The following is a 16,867-nucleotide window of genomic DNA, read 5'->3' on the forward strand; positions in this document are numbered from 1 at the left end:
AGGTGCGCGGCGATCGGTGCGACGAGCCGACGGGAGCCCGGGGATGGCGCGTGGACGGCTGCAGATCTACCTGGGGGCAGCCCCGGGTGTGGGGAAGACGTACACCATGCTCGAAGAGGGCCAGCGTCTGCGTGCCGCCGGAGCCGACGTGGTCGCGGGTTTCATCGAGCCGCACGGTCGGCGGCCGACCGCTGCCGTGGCCGAGGGTCTGGAGACGGTGCCGCGGCGCGCGGTATCCCACCGAGGAGCGGCGTTCACCGAGATGGACCTCGACGCGGTGTTGGCCCGCCGCCCGCAGGTCGCGCTGGTGGACGAGCTCGCCCACACCAATATCCCCGGCAGGGGAACTCGCAACGCCAAGCGGTGGCAGGACGTGGAGGAGCTGCTGGGGGCGGGGATCGATGTCATCACCACACTCAACGTCCAGCACCTGGAGTCCCTGAACGATGTCGTCCGGCAGATCACGGGGGTGCTCCAGCGCGAGACGCTGCCAGACGAAGTGGCCCGCCGAGCCGATCAGATCGAGCTGGTCGATCTGCCGCCGGAGGTGCTGCGCCGCCGCTTGGCGCACGGCGACATCTACCCGCCGGATCGGATCGAGGCGGCTCTCACCCACTACTTCCGGGTGGGTAATCTCATCGCGCTGCGCGAGCTGGCGCTGTTGTGGCTCGCCGACCGGGTGGAGGAGGGACTGCAGCGCTACCGCGCGGAGCACGGCATCGCCATCCCCTGGGAGACCCGTGAGCGGATCATGGTGGGGCTGACCGGCGGTCCGGAAGGCGAGACACTGATCCGCCGCGCTGCCCGGATCGCCGCGCGTACTCCGGGCAGCGAACTGCTGGCGCTCCACGTCGTACCGACCGACGGGCTCACCCACGCCGATCCGACGGCCCTCGCAGCCCAGCGCACCCTGGTGGAGTCCCTGGGCGGCACCTACCACCAGACGACGGGCGAGTCGGTGGTCGAGGCACTGCTGCAGTTCGCCCGGGCCGAGAACGTCACCCAGATCGTGCTCGGCGCCAGCCGCCGTGGCCGACTGTCACTGCTGCTGGACGCCGGGGTGGGACATCGCACGATCCTCGGCTCGGGCCCCATCGACGTCCATGTGGTCACCCACGAGGCGGCCGCCAGCTCCGCCCTCACGACGCGGCGGCCACGCCCCGGCCATGGCACCGGGCCACGCCGCTTCTGGTCGGCGACGGTGGGTGCCGCACTGTTCCTGCCGGCGCTGACCCTGCTCCTGACCGCGCCCGCCCCACGGCTCACCCTGTCCGGGGTGCTGGTGGTCTACCTGCTCGCCACCGTGGGCATCGCCCTGGCCGGCGGGCTGGTTCCCGCATTGGGCGCAGCCCTCGCGGCGGCGCTGCTCGCCGACTACTACTTCACCGCACCCGTCCACTCGCTGCGGGTCGAGCACGGCGGCGACATCCTCGCGCTGGCGGGCTTCGTCATCGCCGCCACCGTGGTGGGAGGGGCCGCGGACGCAGCCGCCCGGCGCACCCGGCAGGCCGTACACGCAACATGGGAGGCGCGAGTGCTGAGCCGGCTGGCGACCGCCATGATGCACAGCCAGGACCTGCCCAGCCTTGTCGAACAGGTACGGGAGAGCTTCGGGCTGACCGCCGTCAGCCTGCTCGAACGTGCTCCCGAGGCAACACCGGCACCACGCTGGTACGTGGTCGCCAGCACCGGTACGCACCCGCCGGAGCAGCCGTACGCAGCCGACGTCGAAAGCCCGGTCGGCGACACCCTCACGCTGGCGGCCCGTGGCGTCCTGGCCACCGAGGACCAGCGGGTCCTGAGCGTGTGCGCGGCCCAACTCGGCATGGCCTACCTGCACGGCAAGCTCGCCCGGCATGCCGCCGAGACGGACACCTTCACCGCCGCCGAACGCACCCGCGCCTCCCTCATCCGAGCAGCTGATCGCGACCTGCGGGAACGGCTGCGCGAGGCGGAACAAGCCCTCGCCCGCCAGGACACGGATGCGGCTTGGGCGGCGGTCCAGCGCGCTGCCCAGGTCGTCACCGACCTCGCCGACCTCGACCGGCTCCAGGGCGGGGCCCTCGACCTCTACCTGCGCCCCGTCGGCCTGGACGAGGTGCTGACCGCGGTGCTGGACGACCTGGGCCCCGGTGGCCGCACCATCCAGGTCCGACTACCGGAGCAGGAGCCCGACGTGATCGCCGATGGCGCCCAGCTCACCCGGGTCCTGACAGCCCTCGCGGCCGACGCCCTATGCCACAGCCCAGCCGGGCAGCCCCCGACACTGACCGCCGAAGCCTTCGACGGCAGGCTTCGTATCCGCCTCACCAGCGGCCCCGACGGCACCCCGCGCGCCGACAGCCTCACGCTGCGACTCTCCCAGGACCTCACCGAGGCGATGGGCGGCACGCTCGAACCCACGTACGACGATGGGTGGTTGCTCTCAGTGACGCTCACTCTTCCTGCCGCCTCTACACACGCCTGACCTCACCCGACCTCACCCCGGGCACAGCCCGAGCCCGAGGGTAGCCTCCCTCGCCGCGCTGATCAGTACGAATTGGCTGGTTTCCTGGAACGGCCCACAGGCGGAGCGGCAAGTCGAGGGTGGTCGCCGCTCGGTAAGGGCTGTCCCGTAATCCATGGTGGATCAGCGTGCGGCGTCGGATGTGGTGAATCGCAAGGCGGAGGGGCGTCCGCATACCGGATGTATGCGGACGTTCCGACAACGTGGCGAGGTGCCGCAGCCGTCGTCGCGCGCCCGCCAGGGATTACGGGACAGCCCTTAGTCATGCGCCTTCAAGGGGGATCGTCGAGATAGTGAAGTTGTGAGCGGAAACGGGTGAGCTTCTCCGATGCTCGTGCCACGGGTTGCATGAGAGGGATGGAGAGGCGGAGAGCGCGGCAACTGCGGTCGTTTCTCTGGCGATCACAGTTGAAGGGAGCAATGCTGTGCGTAACGCTGTCGTGACGACCGAGGGTGACCGGATCCGCTGGATCGAGTTGCCGGGGCGGGAATCACACGTCGCCTGCCTACTTCGCGGAGATTGCGGTCCATCCTCTGCTGGCCGGCCGTCGTTCCTTGCTGATCGACTTGCTCGGTCACGGCATCAGCGACTGCCCGATGGGCTTCCACTACACCCTGGAGGCGCACGCGGATGCCCTCGCTGAAGCACTGACCGTGGCGCCGATCCCGGACTGCGGACACAACATCATGCTGGACAATGCGGACGCCTTCGCCCGCGTCACCGCGGATGCGCTCGCGCGCTGAGGCCGAGGACGACGAGGCTGTGGGCGGCGGCAGCCCGTGACGCGGCAACAGCCGCACGAGTTCTTCGCGCGTGATCACGAAGTTGGGTCCGTGCGGTCTTGTCTCCCGCAGATGCATCTCATGCACGGTGATCAGCCGCTTGAACCGCGGGTACGTGGTCCGTTCGATCGAGGTCGCAATCCCGCCCGGCCAAGAGGACAACCCGACGTCATAACCAACGACGTTGCGCCGAACGAGTGACGGGCCGGATGCTCAAGGCTTCAAGATCATCCCGTGACCTCTTTTGGGCTTGTTTCGGCGATTTCACACACGAGCGGGTGGCGAAGCACTCAGCCTTGATCAAAAGCCTGACCATGACTGAGTGTAGTCACTCGAAAGGGTGACGTGAAGGGGCAGGGAGCGTGCATGTGCGGGTGACATGAGGAGGGGCGCCGCACCCAGAAGGGCGCGCCCCGGAAGGAGGACGTCATGTTCCGCCACCCCATACGCGCTCTGGTGGTCGGCCTGTGCACGCTGACCGCCGCGTGCCAGACGGCCACGGCTATGGCCCTCACGACACCGACCGATCAGCGCCAGGCCGCGCACACCTCCGCCGCCCGGGCGCTGCGTCCGCAGACCCTCTCCGACCTGACCACCGGCATGAAGGGTGAGGCGTTCGCCTACGTCTCCTACAGCCTCTTCGCCGCCGAAGCCGACCGCCAGGCCCGCCCGGCTGTCGGCAAGCTCTTCCGCAGTACAGCGCACACCGAGCTGAACGAGCACCTGCGCGAGGCTGCCACCCTGACCGGCACCATCGGATCGGACGCCGCAAACTTGCGCCAAGCCATCAACGGCGAGACCTACGAGCACCAGGTCATGTACCGCGGCTTCGCCGACCAGGCACGCAAGGACGGCGACCCGGAGGCCGCCAAACTGTTCACCGAGATCGCCGCGGACGAAGGCCGGCACCGTGATGCCTACCGCGCCGCGCTCACGGTCGTGACCACCGGCCGCGGCTCCATCCCTGCGCCGCCGAAAGCCGACACAGTGCCGGTACCGGCTGGGCTGCCGAAGGTGAAGGCCGCCCGCACCATGGCCAACCTCGACACCGCGATGCACGGTGAGGCACTCGCCCACGCCAAGTACATGCTCTTCGCGACCCGCGCGCGGCAGACCGGAAACCCGGCGCTGGCCCGCCTGTTCGAGGGCACCGCCGGGGTCGAGCTGCACGAGCACTTCGCCAGCGAGGCGGCCCTGGCCGGGCTGGTCCGCACCACGAAGACGAACCTGCGCAAGGCCATCACCGGGGAGCGCAACGAAGCGACCGGTCTGTACCCGGGGTTCGCCAAGCGGGCCGCATCCATCGGCGACACCGCCGCCGCCGGCTACTTCCGCGACACCGCCGCCGATGAGGCCAGGCACGCAGCGGCCTTCCAGCAGGCACTCAACCAGCTGCACTGACTCCTCGATGAGCCGCGGGACCGGCCGGAAGCACGGCAAGAACATCCGGCCGGTCAACGGGGCATGGGGGCGGGTGACGGCCTGTTTCCACGTCAGCCGGTCACCGGAAAGGACGGCATCGGTAAGCAGTGCATCCTCGTTTGCCCCGTGAGCGGTTCCGGTCAGGGGCCCGTCCCGATCGGCGGCGATCGGCGTGCTCACACGAACAAGCCCGAGGGACCCCATGGCCAGCCTGGTGTGTCAATCAAGGGCGTTGGTGCCGTACGCTCCTCGTGTCATTCATGGGGAACGACTGCGACAGGGCAGCGCGCATGATGAACGGCGGCCTGGACCACGGCGCCGAGACGTGGCGCCAGGGCGGCGCGGCGCCGCCGTCGGCCGACGACCAGCAGGTCAGCACCGTCGGCTGCCCGTACCACAGCCTTGGCCGGGCTGACGAGTACGGCGCTGTCGGTCACCTCCACCAGTGGGAATCTGCCACGCCAGGGGCGGAGAGTCTGGCTGAGGAGCTTCTGTGCGTCCCTGGCGATTCCCTCCGTCACGTCGTGATCCACACCCCAGGGCGCGTATGCGTCCACGGGCAGACTCCGGCCGTGGACGACTCGGAGAGTCACACCACGCGCCGCGGCGGTCTTGAAAGCGAACTCGAGCAGGTCGTCGCAGGGACCATGCAGCTTCAGCCCCACCACCACATCGCGTCGTAGGGTTCGCGCGGGCCGCCGACCTTCTTCGCTCGTTTCAGCCCGTACCAGGACCACCGGACGCTCGGCCCGTGCCACGACGGACAGGCTGATGTCCCCGAGGAAGTAGCTCTCGACGGGCAGCAGCCCTCGCGAACCGAGCACGGTCATCTCGGACTCTGCTGCCGCTCGCACGAGCGCGCTCTCGGCGTCGTCGGCGACCAGGCTGCCGACGACGGAGAGGCCCGGGTGATGTGCCTGGATCTCCGCCCGTGCGTTGCGCAAGATCCGCCTCGCCCAGTAGTTCTGGTCTATCTCAGCGGGAATACGGGTAGGTTCCGGCACCAGCAGAGGCCAGGCATGGAGCAGGCGCAGCGTGAGCCTGCGCCGTCCGGCTTCGTCGGCGGCCCAGAGGGCGGCGGCCAGGCTCTCGGGCGATCCGTCGAGGCCGACGGTGACGACTGGCTCCATGAGACTGCCTCCGTTCCGCGAGAAGCCGAACGACGGTGCGTGAGCTGCCCTTTCCGCAAGGCTGTCACACCCTGCGCCAGGTCGCAGGGTGTGACAGGTGGCGTCAGGGGTGATCAACGGGCCTCATGGGGCCAGGGAGAAGTAGTTCTCTTCTTCCTGGGAGAAATGCAGGTGCAAAACGGTGTGCAGTCCGTAGAGACAAGAACGCAGGTCGTCGAGTTGGTCGGTGTCCAGGCCGCCGCGGGCGTGGGCCAGGTGCAGATGGGTGGCGATGCGGCGGGAGAGGCGTTCGATCTCGGTATGGGCGCGGCTCATGGTGGCGGTGGCCTCGGGGCCGCCGAGCGTGGGGGCGAGCGCGGGGTAGAGCTGGTGCTCCTCGGCGTGCTCGTGGGGCAGGAGCCGTTGGGTCAGCAGCCGGTGGGTTTCCTCGACGGCTTCCATGGCCTCGGGGCCCGGGGTGTCGGAGAGCCGGTCTGCGGCGGCGCGTACCGCTTCGAGGACGTCCTGCAGATCGTCGTGTTCGGCGGCGAAGCGGCGGATGAGCGCTTCGGCGGTGGGAGTGAGCGCCGGACGTATCTCGCGGTCGACGCGCAGCGCCCGCAGGGCGTTGAGGATGACTGCGACGTCGATGCCCTCCTGGAGCAGGGCGCCGGCGGCGGGCGGGAGGAGACCAACAGCAGCGGCGGCCATGGCCGCCAGCGACATCAGCATGCCGCCCAGCGCGCTCTGCACCGCGATGTGCCGGGCGCGTTTGGCGATGGCCACCGCATCGGCGAGGCGGTCCACGCGGTCTGTGGTCAGGACGATGTCGGCGGCTTCTGAGGAGGCGGTGGAACCATGGGCCCCCATGGCCACCCCTACATCCGCCGCGGCGAGGGCGGGGGCGTCGTTGACGCCGTCACCGACCATGACGGTGACGGCGCGGTCACGCTCGACGCGAACCGCAGCGACCTTGTCCGCGGGGGCGAGTTCGGCCCGAACACCGTCGAGGCCGAGGACCGCAGCCACCTCATGGGCGGGTTCGGCGCGGTCACCCGTGAGCATCATGATCCGCTCGATCCCCGCCGTGCGCAGGTGGCGCAGGGTTCTGGGGGCGTCCGTGCGGATCGGGTCACGCAGAAGGACCGCGCCCGCCAGATGCCCATCGACGGTCAGCCAGGCGACGGCTGCGCCGTCGAGCAGCGCACGGTTGTCCGCCGCCCGGGCCCAGGACGACATGGCGTCCGAGGCGCCGATCCGGCCGACGGACACCCGGTGCCCGTCCACGATGCCTGCGGCTCCCCGGCCAGGCTCCTCGGTGACGTTCGACGGCACCGACAGATCCAGCCCCCGTTCCCGAGCCCCGTCGACGATGGCGCGGGCCAGCACGTGCGGCGAGTACTGGTCGACCGACGCCGCCACGCGCAGCACCTGCGCCGGTTTCCACCCTGGTGCGGCGGCGACGTCGAGGACGCAAGGACGGCCGCCGGTAAGCGTGCCGGTCTTGTCCAGCAGCAGAGTGCGGGCTCGGCCGAGGTTCTCCAGCGCGCCGCCGTCACGAATCACCACGCCGAGACGGGACGCGCGGGACAGCCCGGAGACAATCGCCACCGGCGCGGCCAGCAGCAGCGGGCACGGCGTGGCGACCACCAGGACCGCGACCGCCCGTACCGGGGAACCGCTCAGGAGCCAGGCCAGGCCCGCCACCGCGAGCGACAAGGGAAGGAACCACGCCGCGTACCGGTCCGCCAGGCGGACCACGGGAGCGGATTCCGCGTCGGCCTGCCGCGCCAGCGTCACAATCCCGGCATAGGTACTGTCCTGCTCGGTGGCAGTGGCCCGCAGGTCGAAGGCGCCGCCCGCGTTGACCACACCGCTGCGCACCTCTTCGCCGTTCGCCCGCTCGACCTGCAGCGGCTCCCCGGTGAGCACCGACTCGTCCAACACGGCGACGGCGCTCTCCACCCGGCCGTCGACGGGTACTGCTTCCCCCGGGCCCACCACGAGCAGGTCACCGGCTTCCACCTCGGCGAGCGGCACCGTGCGCACCCCGGCGTCGGTGAGGCGCCGGGCCGTGCGCGGCGCACGTTCCAGAAGGGCCCGCACATCATGGGAGGCGTGCCGTTGAGCGGCGGCTTCGAGAGTGCGGCCGGTGGCCAGCATCAGGGCGATCAGCGCGCCGGCCAGGTACTCGCGCACGGCCAGGGTGCCGCCGAGGGCCAGAACGGCGATCAGGTCCACGCCCGCATGCCCCCGCCGCAACGCAGCCACGACCCACCCCACCGCCGGGACGACGGCGAACACGGTCCCCAGACCCCAGAACAGGTCCGCGAGGCTGCCCGCACCGGTGATCCAGGCCACGCCGCCAGCTGCCAGCGCAGCTGCCGTGACGCCGAAAAGAGCCGACTCCAGTCGCGCGGAAACGACGGCTGCCGACCTCGTTGCGGAGAAATGCTTCATGAGCACCCCATGCCGTCCATCCTCGGCCCGAACCCGGTTCATCACACCTCGATGCCGGGGCCATCCGGTCCGATGCGGTGCGTGAGACATGGCCACGTCCGGGGGCTGTCACCGGGCCCGGAAGCGCCAGACCACCGATGAGAGGCTTGAGCACCGGCTTCACCCAAACCGGAAGAGCTCTCCGTGACGTGGGTGTGGCGGCTCGGCAGCATGGCGAGGCCGGGACGGCACTGGCTTCCACGGCCGGATCTCTTCCACGGCAGCGGTGCGTGGCCGCCCGGGGCACGTCCTCGTTGCGCTGACGTTCGGCGCTCCTGAGCTGCCCTATGACCCGCTGCTCCGACGGCCTCCGCCGTGTGACGCGGTGACCAGAAACTCCTCGTCCCCTGAATCGTCGTCCCTGCCGCCGTCCCCGTGCCGGAGGCGTCCCGGACACCGGGCCCCGGGGACCCGTCCGGCCGCCGCGGACCAGCCGGACGCCAGGACTGTCGGGATGCGCCGCAGCGCACGATGGAGGGCACGCGGGCGTTCCCAGCGTCCAGGTCATGATCGTCGGTGCGAAGTCTGCCCGGGAGCTGTTCCACGAGCTCCCAGCCGTCCTGTGCCTCCGGGACCGGTGACACCACCCCCCGGGCCATACGTTCAACAGGGGGGAGCAGTCATGCCGATCCCGGAGGCCGGGAGCCCCATTGCGGGACGGCGGACCATGAAACTCGCCGTCCTGGCCGCTTTCGAACAGCGGACCGCCCTGCGCTACACCATGCCCGGCATGACCTCCACCGAGACCGCCAGCTACATCAAGCACCACCTCGGCCTCGCCGGCCGCAGCGACCCGCTCTTCATCGACGACGCCGTCACCCTCATCCACACCACATCGCGTGGCTTCCCCCGCGCGGTCAACGAGTGGCAGCGCGTCAGCCAAGGTGACGCACCCGAGGGCTGAACCGGGGGATTGGTCCGTGACTGGTCCGGAAGCACTGGTCGGGAGGGGTGCAGCAGTGGGAGGAAATGGGAGTTAGCACGCAAGCCGGGCTCGGTCGAGAGCGGGCTGAGCGAAAGACGCCTGACGGGTGAAACCCCAGGTCAGGCGCCTTTTCGTATGCGTCTAGAAGAAGCCCAGCTCCTTCGGCGAGTACGACACCAGAAGATTCTTCGTCTGCTGGTGGTACACGTCATACATGTCGCTGACCAGTGGAAACGTTGGATCTGGCGTTCCTCGTGGGTGAGGTGGTCCGGGAATGGTCCGGATCTTGGTGCCGTTCGGCGGTGGTTCGCTTTGTATGCGAGGCAGAAAAGGACAGGGCGAGCAGCGAGTGCCCCGGCCGCCGCAATGCGTCCGTCCTGTTTCGGGCTGGCGACGACGGAACGAACTCCGGTCAGAGTCAGTGGGCTATCCACCTTGCCGTCAGCTCCGGCCCGTGCCCCAGCAGCTGTGGGATGCCGGCTCATGGCCGCCGGACGCACGATTCCGCGCTGTTGGTGAACCGAAGCGTCTCGCGGGGGACGGGCCGCGGCGTCAACGTCCGATCGCGGCAGGCGAGTTCATTTCTCGTGGTGACGGGGACTGCGTACGACGACGGGACACGAGGCGTGCTGGACGCAGTGCTGGCTGACCGAGCCGAGCAGTGCCTCGGCGAATCCGCCGTAACCTCGGTTGCCCACGACGAGCAGCTGTGCCCCAGCGGAGGCATCCAGCAAGACGGCAGCTGGGTGTCCTTGGGCAGAGCGGGGACGGATCTCGACCGGTTGTTCCGGCTCGAGGACCTCGTCGATCACCCGGTTGAGGAGCTTGCGCGCCTGCTCCTGGTAGTCGGCCGGCTTTGTGTTCGCGGGCGGTGCCAGACCGTACCAACTCGTCGGGAACTCCCAGGCGATGATCGCGTCGACCACACCATCGATCAGCTCAGCCTGGTCGGCCGCCCACCGCAGTGCTGCTTTCGACGGCTCGGAGCCGTCGATGCCCACCACGATCCGTGGAGCGGACGTTGCGTTGTTACTCATTCGTCCACCTGCCTGCTTCCGAGCGGTTCCGCTTCCACCCTTCCTTGACCAGCAGCAGTCCGCCACTCCGACCGACGGGGCGTGCATATCATCGCCAGCCTTCTCCTACCGCCTGTCCCCGGAACGACGGCCCGACCTGCAAGGCGGCCGTCGACAGGCCGCGGTCTGCCAGTAGTTGCAGTCCCGGCCTCATCACAGCCCCCGGGCCATCTCGCCCGTGCACCAAGTCCGAGGCCGCTGGGCAGAGCTGATCTTGCAGGCGCAGCCGATCGGGATCTGTGCTTCACAGCTGCTGGTACGGGGACAGGGCGACGGAGCCGAGCCACCACAGCCGACGTGGCGCCCTGAAGGGGGCGACAACGAAGCCCTCGCCATGCTCGACGTTATCGTCCGCGCCGTCCATGTCGGCCACCGTGCGGCGCCACACCGCCCGACGAGATGAGCCGTGAGCGAACTGTCCTGTGGGCCGCCGGCGGTCCCGTCGTGCGCGCAGCTGTCCGCTGGAGGCGCCGGGGCGGACCACTCACCTGAGGAACGTGCAGTCGGAACGCGCCCGTGCCTGCCTGCCCGACCCGGGGCGGGCAGGCAGGCACAGGCCCCAGCCGAGGTGTCGTTCCGCCGGCGGACTCCGACTCTCCACCACGCCGATTGTCCGGTGGCCGTCGTACCTCTGGGGGCCTTGTGGTGTGAGACCCCTCGCCTCACTTCCTGAGTTGCGATGCGTGGTCGGGGACGTACGCCTGAAGGTCCCTCGGCGGCCGTTGGTACCCGGTGGCCGGAGGCCGCCGAGGCAATTCGATCACCGGCGGAGCGACTGCCTCGTACGGCACGGTCGACAGAAGATGGGCGATCATGTTCAGCCGGGCCCGGCGCTTGTCGTCGCTCTCGACGACGTACCAGGGAGCATCCGAGATGTCAGTATGGACGAACATCTCGTCCTTCGCCCGCGAGTAGGCCTCCCATCGGCGATCGATTCCAGGTCCATCGGCGAGAGCTTCCACCGGCGGGTGGGATCGTGCAGTCGGCGTCGGAACCGCTCCTCCTGCACCGCGTCACTCACGGAGAACCAGTATTTGCGCAACAGAATGCCGTCCTCCACCAGCATCCGCTCGAAGATCGGGCACTGGCGGAGGAACCGTTGGTATTCCTCCATGGTGCAAAAACCCATGACGCGCTCGACGCCCGCGCGGTTGTACCAGCTCCGGTCGAGCAGGACCACTTCCCCTGCGGCTGGAAGATGCTCGGCGTAGCGCTGGAAATACGACTGGCCGCGCTCGCCCTCGGTGGGTCGCGGCAGAGCGACGATGCGTGCCACTCGAGGATTGAGATGTTCGGTGACGCGCTTGATCGTGCTCCCCTTGCCCGCCGCGTCACGTCCCTCGAACACCACGACGAGCCGCGCGCCTTCGGCGCGTACCCACTTCTGAAGCTTCACGAGCTCGGTCTGGAGCCGGTACAGCTCCCGCTCGTACAGCGAGCGCGGCAGCTTTCCGGGCTCGCCCGAGCCTTTCCCGTCCGACATGGGACGACGTTACGGAGAAGACCATGCGCGAAGTCAAGCGTCAGCGCCGAACGGGCTTCGCTGCGCGGACCCGGTGGGCTCCGGGGGTCGCCGCTCGTCTCGGCCTGCCCGCTACCGCCACGCTCGGACCGGCCGGCTACTACGTGGACCTCGCCGCCGCGCACGGCCGTCGGCCTGTCCGGGTCTGTTCGGCGACCGCGTGCTTCGCCGCTCAGGCCAGTCGGCATCTCGCGTCCGAGACGGCCCGGAGAGCCGATGTCGTGCTGCCGGTCGCGTCCTGGCTGGAGAAGGAGGGCGCCTTCGTCAATTTCGACCGCCGTTCCAGCGGGTGCGCCCGGCCGTTGCGCCGCCGGAAGAGGCCCGTAGCGACTTCGAAGCGGTACATGCCGTGGCCCCGGCTATGGGTGCCGACTTGGGCTGCCCGACTCCGGCCGCCACCTTGGACGAGTGCGGACTGGTCGCCCCGTGTTTGGCGGGTTCTCCCATGTGCGGAGAGCCGGCGCGGCAGAGCCCGGCTTGTCGCCCGGGTCGGTGAAACGACCGCACCGGGCCAGGTCTTCTGCCGGCTGGCCCTAGCTAGTGCCGTGACCGGCAAGGTTTGCCCCGTAAGGAGCGTCGTCCGGTGCGGGCGATCGCAAGGCGGCCGGAAGCCCTCGTAGCGGGGCTACGTGGGCTTTTGGCCAACGCCGCGAGCGTGCGTGCTGGGCGGCGCGACGGGGCAAACGTTGCCGGGAGCGGCACTAGCGGCCGGTGACGTCGAGTTCGGTGTACATGCCGGCCAGGTAGTGGCCGGGGATGTTGCAGACCAGTTCGTAGCGGCCGGGCCGCAGCGTCAGCGTGATCCATCCGGTCGTTCCCGGGGCGATGCCGTCTCCCGCGCCCGCGCCGCAGCTGCGTGACGCCTCGCCGAGGTTGCCTGTCTCATCGATGCGCCTGTCCGGACCGGTAGGCCGCTGTCCTGGGGCCTGGGCCGCGGACAGCGGCAGCACCATCACCTCGTGCGTGAGGTATCCGGCGTTGACCGCGCGCAGCGACACTGTTCCGGCCGTGACGGTGGTGGGGTGAGCGATCAGGCGCATCATGCGCATTCTGCTCCAGCCGGGGCTTGGACCGCTGGGGTGGCCCAAATCGGCCAAGGTCACCTGCACCACCTGACCGGGCAGCGGGGGCGCTGTGCACCGCGCGGCGCTCGGCGCGCCAGATGGCGAGGGGTGGACTGCGGAAGGCGCCGGTCGTGGCCCACAGCGCCGTCGTGGCAATGCCCAGCAGCAGCGCCGCGGCGGCACCACCCAGGACCAGCCACATCCGGCGTTGGCGGTCCGTGTTCATCGCTGTTCCCGCAGCAGCGCGAGGCGATGTTTGTATTCGTCCTCGTCGATTTCCCCGCGGGCGAACCGCTCGGAGAGCAGGTCCTCTGCCCGCCTGCCTCCCCACCCATGCTCGCCGGAGGGAGGAGGCGAGCCGGGCTGGTGGCCACGGTGGGCGCTGGTCAGGTAGTGGATAGGGGCAACGATGCCAGCGATGAGCAATGCGAAGAACAGCACCATGACCACGGTCATGACGAACCAGCCGCCCCAGCCCCAGCCGCCGTCGTACCACATCATGCCGATCACTTCCTTTGGCTGGTTCCCTCAATTCCAGCGTGGGTGAGGAACGCCTTCGAGGGAAATCGGGGGCATGGCTTCCGCGGTGCTGGGCCGAACGGCCCCAGGGGCTCATGCCCGCGGCCTGAAGATCGATCGCCGCGTGCGGTCGCCGTACCGCCGCCCATCCCCCGAGCGGCGCCGCAGCGCATGCGGTCGCCGGGTGCGAGCGGGCTGGTGAGCTCCGCGATCGCCTCCGGGGAGGGCTTGAAGCAGCGGCGCACCACCGCCGGACGAGGCGAGCTACGCCGCCGCGTTCCGGTAGACCCTGAACGCGGTGAGCACCGGGAGGGGCAACATCCCGGCCCCGCCCGACATCAGTCCCGTCCAGGTGACTTGCGGACCTGCCCAAGGTCCGCTCGGCCCGGACCGCGCGAACCTGGATGCCGCCTTGCACGGCAAGGCCCTCGCAAGTCATGGGTAAGCAGGCCGCCGTCGAGTACATCGTGATCGGCGAGTCCGGGGTGATACGGGTGCCCGTACCGTCAGTGCTGCCGTGTCGTCCGGCGTGAGCGGTAGTAGTCGCGCCAGACGAGGCGGTAGATCCCAGTCCATCGCGGGATCGACCGGACGCCTGGAATGAACGGCACCAGGACGAACGCGAGGGTGAGCAGAGCCATCAGGCCCCAGACCAGGGCGTCGGCGTTGCCTGAGCTGCTGAACGGTTCGATCTGGTACCAGAACGTGTACAGCCACAACCAGGGCTGACCGGGATAGTTGCCGGTCTCGTTCATCATCCCCCACTGGTCGCCGGCCAGGTGTTGGGCGCGGGCCTGGTCTTCGAGGTAGGAGCCGTCGCCCAGGAAGAGCAGCGGTTTGGTGTAGTCCGTCTCGTAGAAGTGTCCGACAGCCAGTAGTTGGCCGTCGAGTGCCCCCGTCTTTGCGAGCTCCAGCAGCCGGGAGGTCAGGACGGGAACGGGGCCGTAGTCGCCGGGCGGGACCAGGGCCGGGGCGCCTCCGGGGGCCTTGCCGAGCGCGTTGGTGTAGGCGGCGGCCCATTGCTGTTGACGGCGGGCGGGGGCGGTTCGCCAAGCGGCCAGCCCGGAGGGTACGGCAGCAGGTTCCGGTGCGGCGGTGAGCGGGCGGAGTACGAAGTCGCGTGCGGTGTCGATCGGTGTGGTAACCCCGGCGGCGCGTTGGAGGTTCACCGGTCCGATCTTCTGTCCGGTACCCGGGGTGGTGGTGTACGGGGGGCCGTACTGGGCGGTGCCACTGGTGCTGCCCAGTTCGGCGACGGCGGTGGCGGTGAAGTCGTTGGGGGCGGCCCTCGCCCAGCGGGCCAGGGTGATCGGTTTCTCGTCGGGTGAGGAGAAGACCGCCGCGAGTCCGACCGTCAGCAGTGTGGTCGCCACCAGCGCGATGGTGAATTCCTTGACCAGGTCGTACGGCCGCTGAGGGAAGGCACCGGGGTCGGGCACCGGCTCGTGGCGTGCCTTTGGTGCGCTCATGCGGGCTCTCGCGATCGGTCCGGGACAGGCTCGGGAGTAGCGGTCCCGATGGGTGGCACCACGCCACGCAGCCGCACAAGCAGCATGTGCCACACCGCGAGGATGGCCACCGCTATAGGCAGCAGCACGATGTGCCACATGAACATCTGACCGAAGTCCAGCACGTTGAACCAGGCGCCGATGCCCACCGAGTTCAGGCCGTCCTTGGCTTGGCCCGCGATCCACTGGGAGTCGAAATTCTGCTGCACCAGATAGCCGGTGAAGGCGGCGCCGATCGAGGCGATGAAGACGACCGCCCCGGTGATCCAGGTCAGTGCCCGCCGTCCGCGCCAGGCGGCCATGAAGAACTTCCCCCACAGGTGGACGACCATGACGAACATGAACAGTTCGACGCTCCACAAGTGCAGGCTGTTGATGTACCTGCCGACGCCTGATACGTGCCACCACGCGGGGCCAAAGAGCGCCAGGACGCATCCGGTGGTGATGACGACCACCAGACTGGACAGGGTGAGGACGCCGAACACGTAGATCCAGGAGGCCACGTACTCCGGCTGGGTGGTGGGCAGCAGCTTGTCCGGGGGCAATGCGCGCAGGGCGCGCCGCTGCACAGCGCCGGTCCACCCTCCTGCCGAGTTGTCATCCGGGCCACGGGTCCGCCCCCCTGCGGCGCCGCTCATCGCCGCTGCCGACCGCGGGGGAAGGGCAGCAGCAGCGCCAGCGCGAAAACGATCAGCATCAGGGCGATGACCACAAGGTTTGCCGCCGAGATCTGCAGTACGCCCCAGTGGACGTAGTACCCGGTGCCACTCAGATCCGCGGGCGCATTCAGCACATGTTCTGGGTGCATCGGTCCGACTTCCATCGTGGCCACCCCTTTCCCGGTATGGCGCCTACCTACCGAGGACTACCAGCAGGATCGAGTCCACGCCTGCTTCGGCCCGCCATCCGACGCACAGGTTCGCCCGTTCGCGGTCTCGGTCGGGTGGTGAGGCCGACCTCCGACTCGGGGCGGCGCCGGAGGGAAGGTACGTCCTGGTGCGGTGGCCCGCAGGGTGCACGCACTGCAGGAGGCTGACCGAGCCATGCCTCCGTAGGCACAAGTCATGGCTGTGAATCTCAGGCCGACAGGATTCCGGCCGACCTGCCGAAGTGAGGCGGACGGCGATCAAAGATTCTCCGCCCCGCGTACGGGAGCCAGGTCGGCTGCACGTCAGCTTTCACGCGTCCGCCCTGGCGCCGCGTACCGGGTGCCGATCGGCGCGACAACGCCGTCGAGAGTTTCGCCGCCGCCGTCATCTGGACGTCGACGTCTCGGTCGAGGTGACGCCCGCGGACGCGGGGGTTTTTGCACGAGGGGCGAAATGCCGAGGCGCTGATCACCGGGGAGCGAGGCCGTGGCGGGCTCACCGGACCACTGCCCGACCCGGTCAGCCTGGCCGTGGCCGCGCGTGCCCATTGTCCCGCCGTCGTCGTGCCAGTTCGCGCCTATCGGCTGCTGGCAGAACCCACGTGCTGCGCGATTTCTTTCGCGATCCGATCGGTGAGCGGTTCCACGATGGCTGCGACGGGCGCTGACAGGCCGACGCCCAGGCTGCTGTTGGCTCCCTCGATGGCGTAGACGACCAGTTGCCCGGGCAGGCGGTCCAGTTCACGGGCGAGTTCGACGGCGTCGCCGAGCCCGAGTCCGTGGGAACTCGTCGCACTGCCTGTCTGCGACAGCTGCCCACCATCCAGATTCAGGCGATGGAACCGACCGGGATGCCTGGGGTGCGCGTATGCGGCGTCCACCACGATGGCGAGGTCGGCGGCTTCCCACAGGTTGATCAGTCGGGCGGGGTCGCCGTCGCACATCAGACCCCGCATCTCGGGGGAACCTCAGGTTGACCGTGCGCACCCGGGCCTGGGCCAGGTTCACACGCCGTTCGTCCAGGAGCGCCAGCGCCGTGGTGTGATCCTCGGGCGCGAGATCCCGT

At 69.4% G+C, this 16,867-nt stretch carries 13 protein-coding genes and 2 pseudogenes; 5 read left to right on the plus strand and 10 right to left on the minus strand.

Going from position 1 to position 16,867, the window contains the following annotated elements; all coding sequences use genetic code 11:
- The first annotated feature begins 43 nt into the window (after positions 1 to 43).
- The 3 genes and pseudogenes from ACFYXM_RS30625 to ACFYXM_RS30635 all read left to right on the plus strand — a co-directional run bounded on the left by ACFYXM_RS30625 (position 44) and on the right by ACFYXM_RS30635 (position 4,690).
- Positions 44 to 2,467, plus strand: coding sequence for a DUF4118 domain-containing protein (locus ACFYXM_RS30625; RefSeq protein WP_389294232.1), 2,424 nt, complete (start codon positions 44 to 46; stop codon positions 2,465 to 2,467).
- Positions 2,468 to 2,931: 464 nt separating this feature from the next.
- Positions 2,932 to 3,172 (plus strand): annotated as a pseudogene (locus ACFYXM_RS30630) (alpha/beta hydrolase); the annotation flags it as partial.
- Positions 3,173 to 3,718: 546 nt separating this feature from the next.
- Complete coding sequence (locus ACFYXM_RS30635) at positions 3,719 to 4,690, plus strand: ferritin family protein (RefSeq protein WP_389294234.1); 972 nt, start codon at positions 3,719 to 3,721, stop codon at positions 4,688 to 4,690.
- Between the two features lie 275 nt (positions 4,691 to 4,965).
- Here ACFYXM_RS30635 and ACFYXM_RS30640 read toward each other — a convergent pair whose 3' ends face one another.
- Entirely contained in the window at positions 4,966 to 5,841 is an 876-nt protein-coding gene (locus tag ACFYXM_RS30640; RefSeq protein WP_389294236.1) for a universal stress protein, read from the minus strand.
- Between the two features lie 123 nt (positions 5,842 to 5,964).
- The gene (locus ACFYXM_RS30645) at positions 5,965 to 8,280 is read right to left on the minus strand and encodes a heavy metal translocating P-type ATPase (protein ID WP_389294238.1); all 2,316 of its coding nucleotides are present in this window, start codon (positions 8,278 to 8,280) and stop codon (positions 5,965 to 5,967) included.
- A gap of 661 nt (positions 8,281 to 8,941) precedes the next feature.
- Here ACFYXM_RS30645 and ACFYXM_RS30650 point away from each other — a divergent pair.
- Positions 8,942 to 9,223: a hypothetical protein gene (locus ACFYXM_RS30650; RefSeq protein ID WP_389294239.1), complete on the plus strand. Its 282-nt coding sequence runs from the start codon at positions 8,942 to 8,944 to the stop codon at positions 9,221 to 9,223.
- A 599-nt stretch (positions 9,224 to 9,822) separates the two neighbouring features.
- On the opposite strand, the gene ACFYXM_RS30655 is transcribed toward ACFYXM_RS30650, so the two are convergent.
- Entirely contained in the window at positions 9,823 to 10,281 is a 459-nt protein-coding gene (locus ACFYXM_RS30655; RefSeq protein WP_389294241.1) for a universal stress protein, read from the minus strand.
- 701 nt (positions 10,282 to 10,982) lie between these two features.
- Positions 10,983 to 11,803, minus strand: a pseudogene (gene ppk2, locus ACFYXM_RS30660) (polyphosphate kinase 2).
- Positions 11,804 to 11,826: 23 nt separating this feature from the next.
- Here ppk2 and ACFYXM_RS30665 point away from each other — a divergent pair.
- Positions 11,827 to 12,462 (plus strand): molybdopterin-dependent oxidoreductase, encoded by a 636-nt coding sequence (locus ACFYXM_RS30665; protein ID WP_389294243.1) that lies wholly within the window; start codon positions 11,827 to 11,829, stop codon positions 12,460 to 12,462.
- 81 nt (positions 12,463 to 12,543) lie between these two features.
- Here ACFYXM_RS30665 and ACFYXM_RS30670 read toward each other — a convergent pair whose 3' ends face one another.
- The 6 genes from ACFYXM_RS30670 to ACFYXM_RS30695 form a co-directional block, all read right to left on the minus strand.
- Positions 12,544 to 12,885 carry a sulfocyanin-like copper-binding protein gene (locus ACFYXM_RS30670; RefSeq protein WP_389294245.1) on the minus strand — a complete coding sequence of 114 codons (342 nt, stop codon included), beginning with the start codon at positions 12,883 to 12,885 and terminating at the stop codon, positions 12,544 to 12,546.
- Between the two features lie 243 nt (positions 12,886 to 13,128).
- Positions 13,129 to 13,407 carry an SHOCT domain-containing protein gene (locus ACFYXM_RS30675; protein WP_389294247.1) on the minus strand — a complete coding sequence of 93 codons (279 nt, stop codon included), beginning with the start codon at positions 13,405 to 13,407 and terminating at the stop codon, positions 13,129 to 13,131.
- 524 nt (positions 13,408 to 13,931) lie between these two features.
- A complete protein-coding gene (locus ACFYXM_RS30680) occupies positions 13,932 to 14,894 on the minus strand; it encodes a hypothetical protein (protein WP_389294249.1) in 963 nt (320 codons plus the stop codon).
- A complete protein-coding gene (locus ACFYXM_RS30685; RefSeq protein WP_389294251.1) occupies positions 14,891 to 15,502 on the minus strand; it encodes a cytochrome b N-terminal domain-containing protein in 612 nt (203 codons plus the stop codon). Before ACFYXM_RS30685 ends, ACFYXM_RS30680 begins: the two co-directional genes overlap by 4 nt.
- Positions 15,503 to 15,567: 65 nt before the next feature.
- Positions 15,568 to 15,756, minus strand: a complete 189-nt coding sequence (locus ACFYXM_RS30690) for a hypothetical protein (protein ID WP_389294253.1) — start codon at positions 15,754 to 15,756, stop codon at positions 15,568 to 15,570.
- 623 nt (positions 15,757 to 16,379) lie between these two features.
- The gene (locus ACFYXM_RS30695) at positions 16,380 to 16,757 is read right to left on the minus strand and encodes a hydrogenase maturation protease (protein ID WP_389294255.1); all 378 of its coding nucleotides are present in this window, start codon (positions 16,755 to 16,757) and stop codon (positions 16,380 to 16,382) included.
- Between the last annotated feature and the right edge of the window lie 110 nt (positions 16,758 to 16,867).

Origin of the sequence: Streptomyces sp. NPDC002476, assembly GCF_042889785.1 — a bacterium.
In the GTDB taxonomy this organism is placed as follows: Bacteria; Actinomycetota; Actinomycetes; order Streptomycetales; family Streptomycetaceae; genus Streptomyces.

Excerpts from the sequence above, each read along its gene's own strand:
- ACFYXM_RS30625 (WP_389294232.1), top strand. The coding sequence starts at position 44 with ATGGCGCGTGGACGGCTGCAGATCTACCTGGGGGCAGCCCCGGGTGTG.
- ACFYXM_RS30635 (WP_389294234.1), top strand. The coding sequence starts at position 3,719 with ATGTTCCGCCACCCCATACGCGCTCTGGTGGTCGGCCTGTGCACGCTG.
- ACFYXM_RS30640 (WP_389294236.1), bottom strand. The coding sequence starts at position 5,841 with ATGGAGCCAGTCGTCACCGTCGGCCTCGACGGATCGCCCGAGAGCCTG.
- ACFYXM_RS30645 (WP_389294238.1), bottom strand. The coding sequence starts at position 8,280 with ATGAAGCATTTCTCCGCAACGAGGTCGGCAGCCGTCGTTTCCGCGCGA.
- ACFYXM_RS30650 (WP_389294239.1), top strand. The coding sequence starts at position 8,942 with ATGCCGATCCCGGAGGCCGGGAGCCCCATTGCGGGACGGCGGACCATG.
- ACFYXM_RS30655 (WP_389294241.1), bottom strand. The coding sequence starts at position 10,281 with ATGAGTAACAACGCAACGTCCGCTCCACGGATCGTGGTGGGCATCGAC.
- ACFYXM_RS30665 (WP_389294243.1), top strand. The coding sequence starts at position 11,827 with ATGCGCGAAGTCAAGCGTCAGCGCCGAACGGGCTTCGCTGCGCGGACC.
- ACFYXM_RS30670 (WP_389294245.1), bottom strand. The coding sequence starts at position 12,885 with ATGATGCGCCTGATCGCTCACCCCACCACCGTCACGGCCGGAACAGTG.
- ACFYXM_RS30675 (WP_389294247.1), bottom strand. The coding sequence starts at position 13,407 with ATGATGTGGTACGACGGCGGCTGGGGCTGGGGCGGCTGGTTCGTCATG.
- ACFYXM_RS30680 (WP_389294249.1), bottom strand. The coding sequence starts at position 14,894 with ATGAGCGCACCAAAGGCACGCCACGAGCCGGTGCCCGACCCCGGTGCC.
- ACFYXM_RS30690 (WP_389294253.1), bottom strand. The coding sequence starts at position 15,756 with ATGGAAGTCGGACCGATGCACCCAGAACATGTGCTGAATGCGCCCGCG.
- ACFYXM_RS30695 (WP_389294255.1), bottom strand. The coding sequence starts at position 16,757 with ATGCGGGGTCTGATGTGCGACGGCGACCCCGCCCGACTGATCAACCTG.